This is a genomic window from Caldovatus sediminis (assembly GCF_014644455.1).
Taxonomy (GTDB): domain Bacteria; phylum Pseudomonadota; class Alphaproteobacteria; order Acetobacterales; family Acetobacteraceae; genus Caldovatus; species Caldovatus sediminis.
The window spans coordinates 88,524-108,414 of record NZ_BMKS01000001.1 but is presented as its reverse complement, the minus strand read 5'-3'; the positions used below and the strand labels follow the sequence as shown (position 1 = coordinate 108,414).

General features: G+C 77.1%; 13 protein-coding genes and 1 other RNA gene. 2 read left to right on the top strand and 12 right to left on the bottom strand.

Annotated features, from left to right (window positions below; translation table 11 throughout):
- Position 1: 1 nt before the first annotated feature.
- The 12 genes from murD to IEX99_RS00425 all read right to left on the bottom strand — a co-directional run bounded on the left by murD (position 2) and on the right by IEX99_RS00425 (position 13,171).
- Positions 2-1,396: a UDP-N-acetylmuramoyl-L-alanine--D-glutamate ligase gene (murD, locus tag IEX99_RS00480; RefSeq protein ID WP_188897346.1), complete on the bottom strand. Its 1,395-nt coding sequence runs from the start codon at positions 1,394-1,396 to the stop codon at positions 2-4.
- Positions 1,393-2,481: a phospho-N-acetylmuramoyl-pentapeptide-transferase gene (gene mraY, locus IEX99_RS00475; RefSeq protein WP_188897344.1), complete on the bottom strand. Its 1,089-nt coding sequence runs from the start codon at positions 2,479-2,481 to the stop codon at positions 1,393-1,395. Before mraY ends, murD begins: the two co-directional genes overlap by 4 nt.
- Complete coding sequence (locus IEX99_RS00470) at positions 2,478-3,863, bottom strand: UDP-N-acetylmuramoyl-tripeptide--D-alanyl-D-alanine ligase (protein ID WP_188897342.1); 1,386 nt, start codon at positions 3,861-3,863, stop codon at positions 2,478-2,480. The genes mraY and IEX99_RS00470 overlap by 4 nt, the downstream gene beginning before the upstream one ends.
- The gene (locus IEX99_RS00465; RefSeq protein WP_188898214.1) at positions 3,860-5,335 is read right to left on the bottom strand and encodes a UDP-N-acetylmuramoyl-L-alanyl-D-glutamate--2,6-diaminopimelate ligase; all 1,476 of its coding nucleotides are present in this window, start codon (positions 5,333-5,335) and stop codon (positions 3,860-3,862) included. Before IEX99_RS00465 ends, IEX99_RS00470 begins: the two co-directional genes overlap by 4 nt.
- Before the next feature lie 4 nt (positions 5,336-5,339).
- Entirely contained in the window at positions 5,340-7,634 is a 2,295-nt protein-coding gene (locus tag IEX99_RS00460; RefSeq protein ID WP_188897340.1) for a peptidoglycan D,D-transpeptidase FtsI family protein, read from the bottom strand.
- Positions 7,635-7,647: 13 nt separating this feature from the next.
- A complete protein-coding gene (ftsL, locus tag IEX99_RS00455; protein WP_188897338.1) occupies positions 7,648-8,463 on the bottom strand; it encodes a cell division protein FtsL in 816 nt (271 codons plus the stop codon).
- Positions 8,460-9,461 (bottom strand): 16S rRNA (cytosine(1402)-N(4))-methyltransferase RsmH, encoded by a 1,002-nt coding sequence (gene rsmH, locus IEX99_RS00450; RefSeq protein ID WP_188897336.1) that lies wholly within the window; start codon positions 9,459-9,461, stop codon positions 8,460-8,462. Before rsmH ends, ftsL begins: the two co-directional genes overlap by 4 nt.
- Complete coding sequence (locus tag IEX99_RS00445) at positions 9,458-9,955, bottom strand: division/cell wall cluster transcriptional repressor MraZ (protein ID WP_188897335.1); 498 nt, start codon at positions 9,953-9,955, stop codon at positions 9,458-9,460. The genes rsmH and IEX99_RS00445 overlap by 4 nt, the downstream gene beginning before the upstream one ends.
- Before the next feature lie 388 nt (positions 9,956-10,343).
- An RNA gene (gene rnpB, locus IEX99_RS00440) (RNase P RNA component class A) lies at positions 10,344-10,790 on the bottom strand.
- Positions 10,791-10,825: 35 nt separating this feature from the next.
- The gene (locus IEX99_RS00435) at positions 10,826-11,620 is read right to left on the bottom strand and encodes an N-acetylmuramoyl-L-alanine amidase (RefSeq protein WP_229677717.1); all 795 of its coding nucleotides are present in this window, start codon (positions 11,618-11,620) and stop codon (positions 10,826-10,828) included.
- Between the two features lie 88 nt (positions 11,621-11,708).
- Positions 11,709-12,485, bottom strand: a complete 777-nt coding sequence (locus IEX99_RS00430) for a TerB family tellurite resistance protein (RefSeq protein WP_188897332.1) — start codon at positions 12,483-12,485, stop codon at positions 11,709-11,711.
- A 119-nt stretch (positions 12,486-12,604) separates the two neighbouring features.
- Entirely contained in the window at positions 12,605-13,171 is a 567-nt protein-coding gene (locus tag IEX99_RS00425; RefSeq protein ID WP_188897330.1) for a hypothetical protein, read from the bottom strand.
- Positions 13,172-13,274: 103 nt separating this feature from the next.
- On the opposite strand from IEX99_RS00425, the gene IEX99_RS00420 reads away from it, so the two are divergent.
- Together IEX99_RS00420 and IEX99_RS00415 are read left to right on the top strand one after the other, a co-directional pair.
- Positions 13,275-16,883 carry a hydantoinase B/oxoprolinase family protein gene (locus tag IEX99_RS00420; RefSeq protein WP_188897328.1) on the top strand — a complete coding sequence of 1,203 codons (3,609 nt, stop codon included), beginning with the start codon at positions 13,275-13,277 and terminating at the stop codon, positions 16,881-16,883.
- A 51-nt stretch (positions 16,884-16,934) separates the two neighbouring features.
- Positions 16,935-19,850: an AsmA family protein gene (locus IEX99_RS00415; protein WP_188897326.1), complete on the top strand. Its 2,916-nt coding sequence runs from the start codon at positions 16,935-16,937 to the stop codon at positions 19,848-19,850.
- The last annotated feature ends 41 nt before the right edge of the window (positions 19,851-19,891 follow it).

The window sequence follows — 19,891 nt, the reverse complement described above, 5'->3', positions numbered from 1 at the left end:
CTCAGGCGGCCCTCCCTTCGACGCGGGCCAGCGCCTGGACGAGGGCGCGGAAGCGGTTGCCGCGCTGGTCGAAGCCGCCGAACTGGTCCCAGGAGGCGGCGGCGGGCGAGAGCAGCACCACCGGCGCCGCCCCGGCGCGCGCGGCGGCGGCGGCGGCGGGCACCGCGGCCTCCAGCGTGCCGGCGATCTCGTGCGCGACGCCGTGCGCGGCGAGGGTGCGCGCGAATTCCGGCGCGTCGCGCCCGATCAGCAGCGCCTTCGCGACGCGCGGGAAGAGCGGCGCCAGGGCGGCGATCCCGCCCGCCTTGCCGGTGCCGCCGGCGATCCAGACCACGCGCTCGTAGCTCGCCAGCGCGCGCGCGGCGGAATCGGCGTTCGTGGCCTTGCTGTCGTTGACGAACAGCACGCCGCCGATCTCCGCCACCCGCTCCTGCCGGTGCGGCAGCCCGGGGAAGCTCGCGAGGCCCGCCGCCGCGGCCTCGCGCGGCACGCCGAGCGCGAAGGCGGCGGCGCAGGCGGCGGCGGCGTTCTGCGCGTTGTGCGCGCCGGGCAGCGCCGGCGCCTCGCGCAGGTCGAGGATCGGGCCCTCCCCGTCGCGCAGCACCCGCTCGCCCTCGGCCCAGATGCCGCCGGCCGGCTGCGCCGCGACGCCGGAGACGGGCACCAGCCGCGCCGCGATGCCGGCGGCCATGGCGCGGCTCGGCGCGTCGTCCATCCCGAGCACGGCGACGTCCTGCGGCGTCTGCCGCGCGAAGATGCGAGCCTTCGCAGCGGCATAGCCGGCCATGTCGCCATGGCGGTCGAGATGGTCGGGGCTGAGGTTGAGCATTACCGCTATGTTGAAGCGCACGGCGGCGATTCGCTCCAACATGTAGGACGACATTTCGAGGACGTATACGCCCTCATCCCCCAACATGTTGAGGGACAGCGCCGCCGGGCCGAGGTTCCCGCCCGCCTCGGCGGCCAGGCCGGCGCCGCGCAGCAGGTGGTGGGCGAGCGCCGTCGTCGTGGACTTGCCGTTGGTGCCGGTGACGCCGAGGAAGCGCGCGCCGGAGCCCGCCGCGCGCACCGCCGCGAACAGGAACTCCACGTCGCACAGCACCGGCACGCGCGCTTCCGCCGCCCGCGTGGCGACCGGGTGCGGCGCCGGCAGGCGGTGCGGGATGCCGGGCGAGAGCAGCAGCGCGTCGAAGCGGAACGCGCCGGCGGCGAGGTCGCGCACGGGCAGTCCCGCGGCCTCGGCGGCCGCGCGCGCCTCGGGGCGGTCGTCCCAGCACGCCACCTCGGCGCCCCAGGCGGCGAGGCGCTCGGCCGCCGGCAGCCCGGCGCGGCCGAGGCCCATCACGGCGATGCGCCGCCCGGCGAAGGGGGTGAGGCTCGGCGCCGCGCCGCTCATCGGATCTTCAGCGTGCTGAGGCCGATCAGCGCCAGCACCATGGCGATGATCCAGAAGCGGATGACGATGGTCGGCTCCGGCCAGCCCTTCTTCTCGAAGTGGTGGTGCAGCGGCGCCATCAGGAAGACGCGCCTTCCCGTGCGCTTGAACCAGACCACCTGGATCACGACCGAGAGCGTCTCGACGACGAACAGCCCGCCGACGATCGCCAGCACGATCTCGTGCTTGGTCGCCACCGCCACCGCGCCGAGCGCCCCGCCGAGCGAGAGCGAGCCGGTGTCGCCCATGAACACGGCGGCCGGCGGCGCATTGAACCAGAGGAAGCCGAGCCCCGCGCCGAGCAGGGCGGAGAGGAACACCGCGAGCTCGCCCGACCCCGGCACGTAGTGGAGCTGGAGGTAGTTCGCGTAGTCCACCCGCCCGACCAGGTAGGCGATCAGCCCGAACACCCCGGCCGCGATCATCGCCGGCACGATGGCGAGGCCGTCGAGCCCGTCGGTCAGGTTCACCGCGTTGGACGCGCCCATCATCACCAGCATGGCGAAGAGCGGGAAGGCGAGGCCGAGCGGGATCAGGACGTCCTTGAAGATCGGCACGGCGAGCTTGTCGGCCAGCGGTCCCGGCAGCAGCAGGTACATCCACACCGCCGCGGCGAGGCCGATCGCCGCCTGCGCGACCAGCTTGTGCCGCCCCGGGACGCCCCTGGTGTTGCGCTTCGTCACCTTGAGGAAGTCGTCGGCGAAGCCGAGCAGGCCGTAGCCCACCGTCACCAGCAGCGTCGCCCAGATGAAGCCGTTGCGCAGGTCCGCCCAGAGCACCGTCGCCAGCACCATCGAGGCGAGGATCAGCACGCCCCCCATGGTCGGCGTGCCGCGCTTCTCGATCAGGTGGCGCTCCGGCCCGTCGGCGCGGATCGGCTGGCCCCCGTTCTGGCGCGCGCGCAGCCAGCGGATCACGCTCGGGCCGAGCACCAGCGAGAAGACGAAGGCGGTCAGGCAGGCCGCGCCGGAGCGGAAGGTGATGTAGCGCACCAGGTTGAACAGCGCGAACTCGTCCGCGTAGGGGGCGAACAGGTTGAAGATCATGCCGGCCGCTCCCCGCGCGTCAGCGCCTCGACCACCACCTTCATGCGCGAGCCGAGCGAGCCCTTGACCAGCACCGCGTCGCCCGGGCGCAGCGCGTCGCGCACCACGGGCGCGAGGCGCTCGCTGTCGGGCTGGTGGCCGCCGCGGCGCTCCGCCGGCAGCGCGTCGTAGAGGTGGCGCATCAGCGGGCCGCAGCAGAAGACGAGGTCGGCCGCGGCGGCCGCGTCCGGCGCCAGCTCCGCGTGCAGCGCCGGACCGTAGGCGCCGAGCTCGCGCATGTCGCCGAGCACGGCGATCCGCCGCCGCGCCGGCTGCGCGGCCAGCACCGCGAGCCCGGCCCGGATCGAGGCCGTGGAGGCGTTGTAGCTGTCGTCGAGCAGCAGCGCCGTGCCGCCCGCCAGGTGCAGCGTCAGCCGCATTCCCCGCCCGGCCACCGCGCCGAAGCCGGAGAGCGCCGCCGCCGCCAGCCCCGGGTCCGCGCCGAGCGCCGCGCAGGCGGCGAGCGCGGCCAGCGCGTTCATCGCCATGTGCTGCCCGGGCGCCGCGAGGTCGAGGCGGAGCCGCCGCCCGTGCAGGTCCAGCTCCGCGCGCCCCGCCTCCGCCGTGCCGGCGTAGGACAGCAGCCGCGCCTCCGCCTCCGGCGACTCGCCGAAGCCGACGACGCGCGCGCCGCACCGCGCGGCGGCGGCGGCGAGGCGGAGGAACAGCGGCGTGTCGCGCGGCAGGATCGCGCTGCCGCCCGGCTCCAGCCCGGCGAGGATGTCGGCCTTCTCGTCGGCGATCGCCTCGAGCGAGCCGAGATGGCCGATGTGCGCCGGCGCCACCGCCGTGATCACCGCCGCGTGCGGGCGGGCGAGGCGCGCGAGCGGGGCGATCTCGCCGCGGTGGTTCATGCCGATCTCGACCACGGCGAAGGCCGCCTCCCGCGGCAGGCGGGCGAGGGTGAGCGGCACCCCCCAGTGGTTGTTGTGGCTCGCCTCCGCCGCGTGGGTCGCGCCGCAGGCCGAGAGCGCGTGGCGCAGCATCTCCTTCGTCGTCGTCTTGCCGACGCTGCCGGTCACCGCGACGACGCGCGCCCCGCTCCGCGCCCGCCCGGCGGCGCCGAGCGCGGCGAGACCGGCGAGGGTGTCCGCGACGCGCAGCAGCGGCGCGCCCGGCGCGACGCCCGGCGGCTCGCGGTCCACCATCGCGCAGGCGGCGCCGCGGGCGAGCGCGTCGGCGACGAAGTCGTGCCCGTCGCGCGCGTCGCGCAGCGCGACGAACAGCTCGCCGGGCCGGATCTGGCGGGAGTCGATCGAGACGCCGCCGGCCGCCGCCTCGCCCGCGAGCGTCCCGCCCGTCGCGGCGCGCAGTTCGTCCGCGGTCCAGAGCGGGCCGGTCATCCTGCGGCCCCCGCGAGGCGGCGCACCGTCTCCGCGTCGTCGAAGGGATGGGTGACGCCGGCGATGGTCTGCCCGCTCTCGTGCCCCTTGCCCGCCACCGCCAGCACGTCGCCCGGTCCGAGCGCCGCCAGCGCGCGCGCGATCGCCCCGGCGCGGTCGCCCGCATCCACCCCGCCGGGACAGCCGGCGAGCACGGCGGCGCGGATCGCCGCCGGGTCCTCGCTGCGCGGGTTGTCGTCGGTCACCCAGCAGACGTCGGCAAGCCGCGCGCAGGCGGCGCCCATCAGCGGGCGCTTGCCGGGATCGCGGTCGCCGCCCGCGCCGAACAGCACGTGCAGCCGCGCCCCCGGCGCGACATGCGGGCGCAGCGCCGCGAGCAGGCGCTCGAGCGCGTCCGGCGTGTGCGCGTAGTCCACATAGACCGCGGCGCCGTTCGGCAGCCGCGCCGCGAGCTCCATCCGCCCGCGCACGCCCCTGAGGCGCGGCAGCAGCGCCAGCGCGCGCGCCGCCTCCATCCCCGTGGCGATGGCGAGGCCCGCGGCCAGCAGCGCGTTGTCGGCCTGGAAGCGGCCGGGCAGGGCGAGGCGGATCTCCTCCGCCGCGCCGCCCGGGCGCGCGACGCGGATCGCCTGCCCGTCCGGCAGCGGCACCTGGCGCAGCAGGCGCAGCTCGCCCCCCCGCTCGCCCACCGGGAGCAGCGGCAGGCCGCGCCGCCGGGCGATCGCCTCGACGGCCTCGCGCGTCGCGGCCTCCATGTCGGCGTTCAGCACCACCGGCGCGCCGGGGGCGAGCAGCGCCTCGAACAGCCGGAGCTTGGCGGCGCGGTAGGCCTCCATCGTGCCGTGGTAGTCGAGGTGGTCGCGCGTCAGGTTGGTGAACCCGGCCGCCGCCAGGCGCACGCCGTCGAGCCGCCGCTGCGCGATGCCGTGCGAGGAGGCCTCCATCGCCGCGCGCTCGACCCCGGCGGCCGCGAGCGCGGCGAGCGTCGCGTGCAGCGCCACCGGATCGGGCGTGGTGAGCGAGGGCCCCGCCTCGAACCCCTCCGCCACCAGCCCGAGCGTGCCGAGCGAGGCGGCGCGCGCGCCGTCGAGCGTCCACAGCTGGCGCAGGAAGTCCACCGTGCTCGTCTTGCCGTTGGTGCCCGTCACGGCGACGACGCGGCGCGGCTGCGCGCCGCCGTGGAAGGCCGCCGCCATCAGGGCGAGGGCGCGGCGCGGGTCGGCGGCGGTGATCAGGGGGCGCTCCGGCACGCCCGCCGGCCAGACGGTGCCCTCGGGCGCCAGCACGGCGGCGGCGCCGCGCGCCACCGCCTCGGCGATGAAGGCGCGGCCGTCGGCGCGCGCGCCGGGCAGGGCGGCGAACAGCGCCCCCGGCGTCACCGCGCGGCTGTCGGCGGCGAGCGCGGTGATCGCGGTGCCGGCCGCCGCCGCGGCGCGGTCCGCCAGCGGCGCGATGTCGGAGAGGGCGCGCATGAGGTCACCGAGCCTCGGCAAGCCGCGCCTCCCGCGCCGGCCTCGCCGGTGCGGCGGCGGGGGCGGGCGGCGCCTCGGCGGCGCGGCCCGGCGGCGTGCCCGCGCCGGCGGCGGTCGGCGCCGCCGCTGGCCGCCGCGGCGGCGCGGCGCCGGAGGGCGCCGCCGCGGGCGGTGCGGCGGCGCGCGGCGGCCGCGCGGCGGCCGGGGCGTCGGGCGAGGGGCTTCCCGCGGCAGGGGAGGCCGCGCGTGCCGGGCGCGTCCCGCCGCGCGCGCCGCCGGCACCGGCCCGCGCGGCGGTGGCGGCCGCGGCCGCCGCGGCGGCCTGCTGCGCCGCGGCCTGCTGCGCGAGGATCCACTCCGGCCGCTCGCCCATCGGCGGCAGCGTCATCCGGCCGTTCATCGGCATGGCGATCTGCTGGCCGATCTCCTGCGCCCGGTCGGTCTCCGGCAGCAGGCCGAGGATCGGCGCGACGCGGCTGATCACCATGTTCGCCGCCGGCGCCGCCACCCAGCCCGCCGTGGCGTAGCCGTGGCTGCGCGCGTTCGGCTTGGGTTCGTCCACCATCACGTAGAGGGCGTAGCGCGGCGCATGGATCGGGAACACCCCGACGAAGGCGGCGATGCGCTTGTTCGGCAGGTAGCCGCCGCGCGGGCCCGTCTTCTGCGCCGTGCCGGTCTTTCCGCCGACGAAATATCCCGCCACCTCGGCGCTGCGGCCGGAGCCCTCGGTCACCACCAGGCGCATCAGCCGGCGCATCAGGTCGCTGGTGCGCTCGGAGATGACCCGCGTCCCCTCGCGCACCGTCCCCGGCGGCTGGGCGAGCAGCGTCGGCTGGCGGTAGATGCCGCCGTTGGCGAGCGCGGCGACGCCGGTCACCACGTGCAGCGGCGTGACCGAGATGCCGTGGCCGAAGCCGATGGTCATGGCGTTGATCTCGCGCCAGTCCTGCGCGCGCGGCACCAGGGGCAGCGCCGTCTCGGGCAGCTCGACCCGCAGGCGCGAGGCCATGCCCATGCGCGTCAGGAACTCGCGCTGCCGCGTCGGGCCGACCGCCGCGGCCATGTGGGCGGAGGCGATGTTGGAGGAGTAGGCGATGATCTCAGGCAGCGCCAGCCAGCGCCCCTTGCCGCGGAAGTCATTGATGGTGAAGCGGCCGTAGCGGATCGGCGCGGCGGCGCTGTAGCCGTGCCACGGCTGCACCACCCCATACTCCAGCGCCATCGCCGCGGTCATCAGCTTGAAGGTCGAGCCGGGCTCGTAGACGCCGACGGTGACGCGGTTGAAGCGGGGGTCGTTGGCCTGGCGCTCGCGCCGCTCGCGCTCGCTCTCCCCGCCCGCGCCGGCCCGCTGCTGCAGCCCCGCCGGGTCGGAGGCGTCGTAGTCTGGCAGACTGACCAGGCCGAGCAGCTCGCCGGTGCCCACGTCCATCAGCACGCCGGCGCCGCCGATGCCGTCGAACTCGGCGATCGCGCGCCGCACCGCATCGCGGAGCGCGAGCTGCACCCGCACGTCGATCGCGAGGCGCAGCGCCTCCCCGCGGCGCAGGCGCTCGTCGAAGCTGCGCTCGACGCCGGCGATGCCGTTGCCGTCCACGTCCACCGCGCCGAGCACGTGCACCGCGGCGCGGCCCTGCGGGTAGTAGCGCCGCTCGGCCTCCTCGAAGAACAGGCCGGCGATGCCGAGGTCGTTCACCGCCTGCTGCTGGCGCGGCGTCAGCGAGCGGTGGACGTAGGCGAACTGCCGCTCGCCCGACAGGCGCTGGATCAGCCGCTCGCGGTCGAGCTCCGGCAGCACGGTGCGCAGCCGGTCGGCCACCTCCGCCGGATCGTGGATCTGGCGCGGATTGGCGGCGAGCGCGGTGATCGGCAGCGAGATGGCGAGCAGCTCGCCGTTGCGGTCCATGATCGGCGCGCGCCGCCTGGCCGGGGCGGCGGCGGCCGGGGTGGGGGCGGGCGCCGCGACCCCGGCCGCGGCGGCGGTGCGGCGCGGCTGCATCGGGTCGAACACGGTCGCCAGGGCGAGCTTGAGGCCGACCGCCCCGAACAGCAGGCCGAAGCCGAGGGCCGTCAGCACCAGCCGCCCGCGCGTGCGCTCGATGACGGCGCGGCGGGCGAGCTCCGGCTGGGTCACGCGCACCAGCGCCGCCCGCTCCCGTGCCGTCGCGGGCAGGCCGCCGGCCGGCGCCATGAGGGCGCGCGCGCCGCCTTCCGCGGTCGCGGCGGCGAAGCGCCGTCCGGACGGCGCCGAGTCCGGCGGCGGCGGGCGGCGCTCCTCGGGGGGCGGAGCAGGGGGGGTCATGGGAAGGCGGGGCTCAACGTGGCGGCGCGGGGGGCGGGAACGAGGCGGCGACGGCGGCACCGACGGCGCCGAAGGGCACCGGCGGGGCGAGAGCGCGGGACGGCGCGCCGCCGAGTGCCGAGACGGCCGCCGGCACCACCGCCGCCGGCGGCGCCTCCGCCGCCGTCCGCGGCGGCCGCTCGCCGCCACGCGGCCGCGCCGGTGCCGCCGCGCCCGGGACGGCGGGGACGGAACCGACCGCGGCGGGGGGCGGGGCCGCGGCGGGACGGGCCTCGCCGGCGCGCGCGCCCCGCGCCGCCGCCATGGCGACGGTCGCCGCGGCGAGGGGCGCCACGACCGTCGCCGTCTCCGTCGCGGCGCGTCCGGGCGCGCCGGCCGTCGGAGCGGTCCGGCCGCCATCGGAGCCCGCCCCGGCGGGGCGCGACGGCGGGGCCGCCGCGACGACGACCGCGGCGCCGGCCTGTTCCGGGCCCGGGGCCGGCGCGTCCGGCATCGCGAGGAGCGGCGAGCCGAACGGCGCCGGCGCGCCGGCGAAGGCGACCGGCTGCGGCAGTCGGCGCTCGAGGTCCTGCGGGCGCACGAACTGCGCCGGCGCCATCGGAACGAGGTCGGAGAGGTAGCGCTCGGCCACCTGGCGCAGCCGCTCCGGCTCGTTGAGCAGGGCCCATTCGGCGTGCAGCACCCGGGTGTGCTCGCGCACCGCCTCGATCCGGCGGTGCAGGTCGCGCAGCTCGCGGTCCAGCAGCGAGACCGAGTGCTTGACCTGATAGAGATAGAGCCCCGCGCCGCCCGCGGCGAGCAGGCTGACGAGGGTGAGCGGGCGGATCATGCGGCCCCCCGGGGGGTGGCAGGCGTTGCGGGAGAGGCGGAGGCGGGACGCTCGAGCGCGCGCAGCCGGGCCGAGCGCGCGCGCGGATTGGCGGCGATCTCGGCCGCGCCGGGGCGGAGCGCGCGCGGCGTCAGCAGGCGGAAGCGGGGCGCGGCGCGGCGCGCCGCGGCGAGCGCGGCCGGATGGTGGCGAGACGGCGCGCCGGCGCGCCCCGCCGCCTCCGCCATGAAGCGCTTGACGATGCGGTCCTCGAGCGAATGGAAGGCGACGACGACCAGCCGCCCGCCCGGCGCGAGCAGCCGCGCCGCCGCGTCGAGGCCGCGCTCGACCTCGCCGAGCTCGTCGTTGACGGCGATGCGCAGCGCCTGGAAGGAGCGGGTGGCGGGATCGATGCCCGAGGGGTCGCGGGGGGCGGCGCTGCGCACGATCTCGGCGAGCCGCCCGGTGGTCTCGATGGGGGCGATGCGGCGCGCGGCGACGATGGCGCGGGCGATGCGCCGGGCGTGCCGTTCCTCGCCGAGGGTCGAGAGGATCCTCGCGAGCTCCGCCTCGGGCAGCGTGTTCACCAGGTCGGCGGCAGTGCGGCCGCGCTTCTCCATGCGCATGTCGAGCGGTCCGTCGGCGCGGAAGGAGAACCCGCGCTCCGGCTGGTCGAGCTGGAAGGAGGAGACGCCGAGATCCATCACCACGCCGTCAAGCTCGGTGACGCCGCGCGCGGCGAGCAGGTCGAGCATGTCGCCGAAGCGGCCCTCGATCAGGTGCAGCCGGCCGGGGTGGCGGGCGGCGAGGGCGGCGCCGCGGGCGATCGCGTCGGGGTCGCGGTCGATCGCCCACAGCACGCAGCGCGGCGCGGCCTCGAGGATGGCGGCGGCATAGCCGCCGCCGCCGAAGGTGGCGTCGCAGAAGCGCGGCGTCGCCGCCGCCTCGCGCCCGGGCGGCATGAGAATGGCCAGCACCTCCGCGAGCATGACGGGGACGTGGGTGTCGCCGGCGGTCATGGCACGTCGCGCGGAGTCGGGTTGAGGGGGGGATTCGGCGCGGCCGCAGGCGGCGCGGGGAGGGTCATGCCGCGCTCGCGGACGCGCAGGCGCGCCTCGGCGATGCGGCGCCGGGCGGCCTCCGGTTCCCAGATCTGGAACAGGCTGCCGAGGCCGAGGCAGGCGACCGCGTCGGTCAGCCCGGCATGGGCGACGAGGGGCTCCGGCAGCACCAGGCGCCCCTCGCCATCGGGCTGGAGGGCGTGCGCCTCGGTGAAGAGCGCGGTGGCGAGGTCGTCCTGCTGGTCGGAGAAGGCGTTAAGGCGCTGGAGGCCGCTGGTCAGCCGCTGGAACTCGCTCTCGGGGTGGACCTCGATGCAGGGCAGGCTGTGCGAGGGGCGGAGGATGAGGACGTCGGAGCCGAACCGTTGCAGGACCGAACGGAAGGGGGCGGGGACGGAGATGCGGCCCTTGCGGTCCAGCTTGCCGAGATGGGTGCCCAGGAACGGGGTCATCTCGCCGGTTGCCAGCCCCCCTGAAGGCTGCGGCCGCCTTTCGGCGGCCGCGCTCCCCCGCCCGATCAGCGGCCGGCGAGGCCCCCCGACCTCGCCGGCTCGCCCGACCGCCCGCCCGGAGAACCGCTCGCCCCCCCGAGCTGTCCGGTCTCCTGCGGGCGGATATGGGATAGCACGGGATGGAACGGGACAGCAAGGGCAATGGCGCGAAGGCCGTCCGGAGTGTTGCGGAAAAGCTATAGTCTTTACAGTCCCTTAACGGCCCCTTCTCTCACGACGTTTCGCTGGCCGGCATACGACATCCCCGATTCCGAGAATTCGTTGTTTGTTCTTTGCGGAAAACAATCCACAGGCCACCATCCACAGCCTGTGGACATCGGGGGAAAGCGGCGCCAAACGGCCTGTAAGCCGGGTTCTGTCCCAGCCGCAAGGCTGGGGACGGCCATTCCTCTGGAGCCGGCGTCACCGCCGGCTTCTCGCGGCCAACCCGGGCGGCAGGGCGGGAACACCCTCGCGTCCGCCCCCGCCGAGGCGAGGACCACGCCGGCCGCCCCTATTCGGCCTTGCTCCCGGTGGGGTTTGCCGTGCCATCCCCGTCGCCGGGGACGCGGTGCGCTCTTGCCGCACCGTTTCACCCTTGCCCGCGGGCCGACCGGCGCGCGGGCGGTCTGTTCTCTGTGGCACTTTCCCTGGGGTCGCGCCGAGGGGCCTCGCGGCCCGCCGGAACTCCCCCGCCGGCCGTTGGCCGGCACCGCGTTCCCGTGGAGCCCGGACTTTCCTCCAGCCCCGCCGCGGCCGCTGCCGCCGCGGGACCGGCGGCCGTCCGGCCGTCTGGCGCCGCTGCAGATGTGCGCACGCGCGCGGCGCCGGTCAATGCTCCGCGGCACGCGGAGGGCGTCGGGCCACCACCCGGCGCCCGCCGACGCGGGGCCCGGCCGCCGCCGGCGCGTCCTGCTCCGCCTCGCACAGCGCCGCCACCGCGGCGAGCCGCGCCAGGGTCCCCGCATCCGCCACCCCGTCCACCCGCTCCTGCCGCCAGTGCCGCTGGAAGGCGGCGAGCGCGACCTCCGGCCGCGCCGCCGCCACCCGGTAGCCGATGCGCGCGAGCAGCGCCGCGGCGCGGACCATGCCGTCCGCCGGCACTGCCGGATCGCCGCCTTCCACCCCCCTCGGCCACAGTCCGACGCCGTTCGCCGCCAGGCCCTCCCAGTCGAACAGCTCGCCCGGGTCCCGCTTGCGGTCCGGCGCGATGTCGCTGTGCGCGACGACGTTGCAGGGCGGGATCGGATGCCGCGCGAGGATGGCGAGGCAGAGGTCGCAGACCGCCGCCATCTGCAGCGCGGGGAAGGGGCGGTAGCCCCATTCGTGGCCCGGATTGACCACCTCGATGCCGATGCTGCGGTCGTTCAGCCCCTCGCGCCCGCGCCAGAAGGAGACGCCGGCGTGCCAGGCGCGCCGCTCCTCCGGCACCAGGCGCCAGACCGCGCCGTCCTCCTCCACCACGTAGTGGGCGGAGACCCGCGCCACCGGGTCGCGCAGCCGGGCGATCGCCTCGGCGGCGGTCCGCATGCCGGTGTAGTGCAGCACCAGCGTGTCGATCGGCGCGCCGGCCGGGCGCGCGTCGTGGTTCGGACTCGCGAGGTCGCGGATGCGCGGCGCGCTCACGGGTCCGGCCCGGCGCGGCGCGGCATGGCGTCGGCCTCGACCGGGAGCCGCCCCGCGCGGACGGCGCGTGCGAGGCCGGCGGCGCCCCTCACAGCCGGCGCTCCCGCTTGATCCGGTCCCAGGCGGCGTTGATCTCCGCGACCTTGCGCGTCGCGCGCTGCACGAACTCCGCCGGGACGCCGCGCGCCGCCAGGCTGTCCGGGTGGTTCTCCCGCATCAGCTTGCGCCAGGCGGCGCGCACCTGCTCGTCCGTCGCCTCCCGCGTCAGGCCGAGCACGCCGTAAGGGTCCACGCCGAGCTCGGCGTCCGGAGGCCGGGTGCGGCCGCCCTGCGCCCGCTCCCATGCCGCAGCGTCGAGGCCGAAGCGCGCGTGCACCCCGAGCAGGAAGCCCTGCTCCGCCCTGTTCAGCGGTCCGTCCGCCCGCGCGATGCCGAACAGCGCGGCCAGCACGTCCTCGAGCATGCCCTTGTTGTCCGCGAAGGCCGTGCCGAGGCGTTCGGCGAAGGGCTCCCAGCCCTCCGGGCTCTCGCGCGCCTGGTCGAACAGGCGGCCGACCTCGCGCAGGTTCTCGGGCGGGATGCGGAAGTACTGCTTGAAGGCGTCGATCTCGGCCCGCCGCACCGGCCCGTCGCACTTGGCGAGCTTGGCCGCGAGCACCACGACGCCGATCGCGAACAGGCTCTCCCTGCCGCCGAGCAGCGCGGCGAGGTCGGCGGCGTGCGGCGGGATGCGGCGCCCGCCGGCGGCGCCGGACAGCGCGCCCTCGTCGGCCGCGTGGCCGAGCGCGGCGCCGACCATGGCGCCGAGCGGCCCGCCCATGGCGAAGCCGGCCACGCCGCCGATGATCTTGCCCCAGATGCCCAAGGCCGCCGGTCCTCCGCCTGCCCGCCGCTGCGCCGAGGCCTGCTCCTAGCATGCGGGCGCCGCGCGCGGGAGCGGCCCGGCCCGCTCCGGCGCCGCGGCCGCCCGGCGCCGGGCGCGGGTCAGGGCAGCGCGGCGCCGACCGCCGGATTGCATGCCTTGAGCGCCATCCAGGCCTCCGGCAGTCCGCGCGTGTCGAAGGTGACCTCGATGGCGCGCAGCAGGGTGAGGCGGAGACCCACCGTGCCGACGGCGTTGGCGAGGAACCCGCGGACCAGCTCGGGGCTGCCGATCGCGACGTGCATCACCGTCGCCCGCGGCTCCTCCTGCACCACCCGGAAGCCGGCCAGGGTGAGGACGGCGCTCCGCTCCGGCGCGTCCGCCGCATCCGGCCGCCAGGCGAAGGCGACGCGGTTTCGCGGCGCCACAGGCTGCGCCAGCGCGAGGCCGCGGACCGCGAAGATCAGGAACAGGCTGCCGTCCTCCCGCGGCACCCAGTCCATCCGCAGGGCGGGGGGGGTCTCCTCGGTCGTGAGGGAGAGGAAGCAGGGTCCGTTGGCGGCGCGGCCGTCGCGCACCAGGACCCAGGCGCCGTGGCGGGAGACGACCGTGTCCTGCTGCGCCCGTGCGGCCCGGGCGGCGGGCAGCGCGAAGAGCAGGGCGAGGAGGGCGACGGCGAGCCGGGACATACGCATTTCTAATCCGCGCCGGCGGCGCCGGACAACGGCGCGGTTGCCCGAAGCGGCACGCGATCCCATTCTCCGGCGCCATTTCGCAGTTCGGGCAGGGCTCATGTCGGGAAAGTGGCAGTTCTGGATTGATCGCGGCGGCACCTTCACCGACATCGTCGCCCGCGACCCGGCGGGGCGGCTCTCGACGCGCAAGCTGCTCTCGGAGAATCCCGGCCGCTACCGCGACGCCGCCGTGGCCGGCATCCGCGCCTGCCTCGGCCTGCCGCCCGCGGCGCCGATCCCGCCCGGGCTGATCGAGGCGGTGAAGATGGGCACCACCGTCGCCACCAACGCGCTGCTCGAGCGCAAGGGCGAGCGGGTGCTGCTGCTGGTCAACCGCGGCTTCGCCGACCTCCTGCGCATCGGCAACCAGGCGCGGCCGAGGCTGTTCGACCTCGAGGTCCGCCTGCCCGAGCTGCTGCACGAGCGGGTGGCGGAGATCGGCGGGCGGATCGCCGCCGACGGGGCGGAGATCGAGCCGCTCGACGAGGCCGGGGCGCGGGCGGCGCTCGCCGCCGCCTTCGCCGACGGCATCCGCGCCGTCGCGGTGGTGCTGATGCACGCCTGGGCGCATCCGGCGCACGAGCTGCGCCTCGGCGCGATCGCGCGCGAGATCGGCTTCTCCCAGGTCTCGCTGAGCCACCAGGTCTCGGCCCTGCCGCGCATCGTGCCGCGCGGCGACACCACCGTGGTGGACGCCTACCTCTCGCCGATCCTGCGCCGCTACGTCGAGCAGGTGGCGGGCGAGCTGCCGGGGGTGCGGCTCTACTTCATGCAGTCGAACGGCGGGCTCGCCGAGGCGGGGCGCTTCCAGGGCAAGGACGCGATCCTCTCCGGCCCCGCCGGCGGCATCGTCGGCGCGGCGCGCACCGCGGCGATGGCCGGGTTCGACCGCATCATCGGCTTCGACATGGGCGGCACCAGCACGGATGTCGCCCTCTACGCCGGGGAGTTCGAGCGCGCCTTCGAGACCGTGGTCGCCGGCGTGCGGATGCGCGCGCCGATGATGGCGATCAACACGGTGGCGGCGGGCGGCGGCTCGATCCTGCGCTTCGACGGGGCGCGGTTCCGCGTCGGGCCGGAGAGCGCCGGCGCCGTCCCCGGCCCCGCCTGCTACCGCCGTGGCGGGCCGCTCACCGTGACCGATGCCAACGTCATGGTGGGCAAGATCCAGCCCGCGCACTTCCCGGCGATCTTCGGCCCCGGCGGCGACCAGCCGCTGGACGCCGAGGCGGTGCGGGCGCGGTTCGCCGCGCTGGCCGAGGAGATCGCCGCCGCCACCGGCGAGCCGGCGCGGGACCCGCGCGCGGTGGCCGAGGGCTTCCTGCGCGTCGCCGTCGCCGGCATGGCCCACGCCATCAAGCAGGTGAGCATCCAGAAGGGCCACGACGTCACCCGCTACGCCCTGCAGTGCTTCGGCGGCGCCGGCGGGCAGCACGCCTGCCTGGTGGCGGACGAGCTCGGCATGGAGACGGTGCTGATCCATCCCTTCGCCGGCGTGCTCTCCGCCTACGGCATGGGCCTCGCCGACCAGACCGTGATCCGCGAGGCGGCGGTGGAGGCGCCGCTGGCGCCGGGCCTGATGGAGGAGCTCGCCCGCCGGCTCGAGGCGCTGGCCGCCGACGGCCGCGCCGAGCTGCTGCGCCAGGGCGCGCCGGAGGCGCGCATCACGGCGGCGCGCCGGCTGCACCTGCGCTACGAGGGCACCGACGCCTTCCTCGCCGTCCCCTTCGGGACGCATGAGGAGGTGCTCGCCGCCTTCACCGAGGCGCACCGCCGCCGCTTCGGCTTCGCCACCCCCGAGCGGGCGGTGATCGTCGAGGCGGCGGTGGCGGAGGTCACCGCCGCCGGCGAGCCGGTGGAGGAGGCGGCGCTGCCGCCGCGCGCGCCGGATGAGCCGCTCGCCCCGATCGACCGCGTCGCCCTCTTCACCGGCGGCGCCGAGCACGCCGCCCCGGTGTTCGACCGCGCGGCGCTCCGCGCCGGCGATCGCATCGCCGGCCCCGCCCTGATCCGCGAGGCCAACGCCACCACCGTGATCGAGCCGGGCTGGGGCGCGGAGGTGACGCCGCGCAACCATCTGATCCTGCGCCGCACCGAGCCGCGGCCGAACGCCGTCGTCGCGGCGACCGGCCGCCCCGACCCGGTGATGCTGGAGCTGTTCAACAACCTGTTCATGAGCATCGCCGAGCAGACCGGCGCCGTGCTGCAGAACACCGCGCTCAGCGTCAACATCAAGGAGCGGCTCGACTTCTCCTGCGCCATCTTCGACGCCGAGGGGCGGCTGGTGGCGAACGCCCCGCACATCCCGGTGCACCTCGGCGCCATGGGCGAGAGCGTGCGCACGGTGATCCGCCTGCGCGGCGGCACCCTCAGGCCCGGCGACGTGGTGGCGCTGAACAACCCCTACAACGGCGGCACCCACCTGCCGGACGTGACGGTCATCACCCCGGTGTTCGACGAGGAGGGCCGCGAGATCCTCTTCTTCGTCGGCTCGCGCGGCCACCACGCCGACATCGGCGGCCTCACCCCCGGCTCCACCCCGCCCGATTCCGCGACGCTCGAGGAGGAGGGCGTCGTCATAGACGACTTCCTCCTCGTCGAGCGGGGGCGCATCCGCGAGGCGGAGTTCCTCGCGCTGCTGCGCTCGGCGAAGTACCCCGCGCGCTCGCCGGAGGTGAACCTCGCCGACATCAAGGCGCAGGTCGCGGCGAACGAGAAGGGGGTGCAGGAGCTGCGCCGGGCGGTGCGCGAGTTCGGCCTCGACACGGTGCGCGCCTACATGCGCCACGTCATGGACAACGCCGAGGAGAGCGTGCGCCGCGTGCTCGACCGCCTGCCGGACGGCGCGTTCCGCACCGCGCTCGACGACGGCGCGCCGCTCGCCGTCGCGGTGCGGGTGGACCGCGCCCGGCGCCGCGCGGTGATCGACTTCACCGGCACCGGGCCGCAGCGGCCCGGCAACTTCAACGCGCCCGCCGCGATCTGCCGCGCCGTCGTGCTCTACTGCTTCCGCTGCCTGGTCGGCGAGGACATCCCGCTCAACGACGGCTGCCTCGCGCCGCTCGAGATCGTGGTGCCGGAGGGGACCTTCCTCTCGCCCCGCCCCGGCGCCGCCGTCGTCGCCGGCAACACCGAGGTCAGCCAGGTGACGTGCAACGCGCTGCTCGCCGCGCTCGGCGCCTGCGCCTCGGCCCAGGCGACGATGAACAACGTGCTGTTCGGCGACGCCGCCTACCAGTACTACGAGACGGTCGCGGGCGGCACCGGCGCCGGGCCCGGCTTCCACGGCACCGGCCCGGTGCAGACCCACATGACCAACACCCGCATGACCGATCCGGAGATCCTGGAGCTGCGCTACCCCGTCCGGCTCGAGGAGTTCTCGGTCCGCCGCGGCTCCGGCGGGGCGGGGCGCTGGCGCGGCGGCGACGGGGCGCGCCGGCGCATCCGCTTCCTCCGCCCGATGCAGGCGGTGATCGTCGCCTCGCGCCGCACCGTCGCCCCGCACGGGCTCGCCGGCGGGCGGGACGGCGCGCCGGGGCGGCAGTGGGTGGAGCGCGCGGACGGGCGCGTGGAATGGCTGAAGGGCTGCGACCGCGCCTTCCTCGCCGCCGGCGAGGTGTTCGGGCTGGAGACGCCGGGCGGGGGCGGATGGGGCGCGGCACCGTGACAGCGGAGCGGGCGCGCCGCGCCGGCCGCCTTCGCCCATGAGCCCTCGCCCATGACCCGCCGGCTCGTCCTCGGGCTCGCGCTGCTGCTCGCCGCGCTTGGCGGCGCGCTCTGGCTCGGCCCGCGCTTCGTGGACTGGGAGGCGCAGCGGCCGCGGCTGGCCGCGATGGCAGCCGTCCGCCTCGGCCGGGCGGTCGCCATCGAGGGCGACCTCCGCCTCGCCCTCCTGCCGCAGCCGCGGATCGAGGCGTCGCGCGTGCGGGTCGGCACCGCCGGCGACGACATCGACGTCGCGGCCCGCACCATGCGGCTGCGCCTCGACCTCGGCGCGCTGCTCGCCGGACGGATCGAGCCGCGCGAGATCGCGCTGGTGGGCGCGGAGATCCGGCTGCCCTGGCCGCCCGCCACCACCCTGGCGCTGCGTCCGCCGCCCTGGCTGCTCGCGCTCGACGCCCGCATCGAGGAGGGGCGCGTGCGCATCGGCGAGGCGGTGCTCGAGGACGTCGCGGCGCGGCTCTCGGCCGGCGGCGCGCTGGAGGCGGTGGAGGTCGAGGGGCGGTTCGCCTTCCGCGGCATGCCGACGCGCTTCGCGGCCGTCCTCGGGCGCCCCGGCTACGACGGCGTCTCGACCCTCGACCTCACCCTCGGCGCGGCGGGCGCCACCGCCACCGCCCGCGGCGCGCTGCTTCCCGAGGGCGGGTTCGAGGGTCGCGTCGAGGCCGCCGGCGAGGATCTCGCCGCCCTGCTGCCCGCGCCGCGCGGCCCGTTCCGCGGCTCCGGGCGGCTGATCGCCAGGGCGGAGCTGATCGCCGCGGACGAGATCGTTCTCGATCTGGCGGGCGTGCCGGCGCGCGGGGCGGCGGCGCTGCGGCTGCTGCCGCGGCCGCGGCTCGACATCGCGCTGGCGGCGAGCCGGCTCGATCTCGACGCCTGGATCGCCGCGCTTCGCGCCGCGGTCGGGCGGCCTGCCATGCCGACCAGCCTCGATCTCTCGGCCGAGGCCGCGAGCTTCCGCGGCGTCGCGCTGCGCCGGCTGCGCGGCGCCGCGACGCTGGAGGACGAGCGGCTGACGCTCACCGACGTCTCGGCCCTGCTGCCCGGCGAGACGATCGTCGAGCTCGCCGGCGCCTCGGCCGCGCGGCGCCTGGAGCTGGCGCTGCATTTCCAGGGCGCCAACCTGCGCCAGACGCTCCTCGCCTTCGGCGTGCCGCTCGGCGGGACGGACCCGTCGCGGCCCGGCGCCGGGGAGGGGCGGCTGCGCCTGGTGCTCGAGGAGAGCCAGGCCTCGATCGCCGACCTCGCGGCGACGATCGACGGCGCGCGCGTCTCCGGCGCCGGGGTGCTGCGCTTCGCCGGGCCGCGCCCGGCGATCGGCGCCGGGCTCAGCTTCGACCGGCTCGCGCTGGACGGCCTGGTGCCGGAGGGGCTGGGCTGGGCCGACCTCGCCGCGGCGCTCGGCCGGCTGGACGCCAATCTGCGCATCGCCGCCGAGCACGTCGCCTGGCGCGGCGTGGCGGCGGAGCGCACGACGCTGGATGCGGCGCTGGAGGGCGGCCGGCTCGTGCTGCGGCGCCTCTCGGGCCACGTCGCCGGCGCCGACCTGACGGTCTCGGGCGCGGTCGCGCCGGAGGGCGGCAACGGCAACGCCGGGCCGACCCTGCGGCTGTCCGACTTCAGCCTGGAGGCCACGGCCGCCAACGCCGCGGGCATCGCCGCGCTGCTGCCCGGGGACTGGCCCGACCGCACGAGGCTGGCGGCCCAGCCCCTGGCGCTGCGGCTCTCCGGCGGCGGCCCCGCGGAGGCGCTGGCGCTGCGCGGCGAGGCCGAGCTCGGCGAGCTGCGCGTCGAGGCGGCCGGCACGCTGAACGCGCGGGCGCCGCGCTTCGCCGGCACGCTCGCCCTGCGGCATCCGGGTGCCCCGCGGTTCCTCGCCGAAGGGCTCGGCCTCGGAGGTGTCGAGTGGCTCGGCGAGGGCTCGCTGTCGCTGGTCGCCTCCGGTCTCGTCGCCGCGCCGAGCGGGGTGGCGGCGGAGTATCTCGACCTGACCCTGGCCGGGCTGCGGGGGCGCTGGCATCAGTTCGCGCTCGCGCTCGATCGTGCCGCGCCGCGGCCGAAGCTGACCGGGCGCTTCCTCGCCGAGCGCATCGTGCTGCCCCCGTTGCGCTGGCACGGCACGGAGCCGCTGGGCCTCGCCCTGCTCGACCGGCTGGACGCGGAACTGGCCGTCGAGGCGGCCCTCGTGGAGATCCCCGGCGCCCCGGCGCTGGAGGCGGTGGAGGCACGCGCCGTGCGGCTCGCCGCCGGCCGGCTGGAGGTGGAAGGCCTGCGCGCTCGGCTCGGCGGCGGCACCGTTCAGGGCGCGCTGGCCGTGCGCGGCGGCGCCGCCGAGCCGCCGGCCGTGAGCGCGGCGCTGCGGCTGGAGGGCGCCACCATCGCCGGGCCGCTGTTCGGCCTGCCGGTGCTCGACCTGACGGCGGGCCACGCCGAGGGCGAACTGCGGGTCAACGGACGGGGGCACAGTCCGGCGGCCCTGCTGGCGACCCTGGAAGGCGAGCTGCGCCTCGCGGTGCGCAACGGCGTGATGGTGGGCTTCGACCTCGGCGCGCTGGTCGCCGCCTCCGCCGAGGAGGCGCCCGAGGCGGCGGAGGAGGCGGTGCGCCGCGCGCTCGGCGTCAGCGACGGCCCTGGCGGCGGCGCGACCGCCTTCGAGCGGCTCGAGGTCGCCGCCCGCCTCCTCGACGGGCGGGCGGTCCTCGAGCAGGCGCGGCTGGGTGGCGAGGGCGGCACCGCGGCGAGCGCGAGCGGCGCGATCGACCTGGCGCGGGGCGCGCTCGACCTGCAGATTGCGGCGCGGCCGGCGCAGGCCGAAGCGCCGGACATCGGGCTGCGGCTGTCCGGCAACCTCGCCGACCCGCGGCGTCTCGCGGAGACCAGCGCCTGGGCGCGCTGGCGGGCGGAACGGGGATAGGGCGGATCGCGGACGGGGGGACGGCCGGCGGCGCCTGCCGA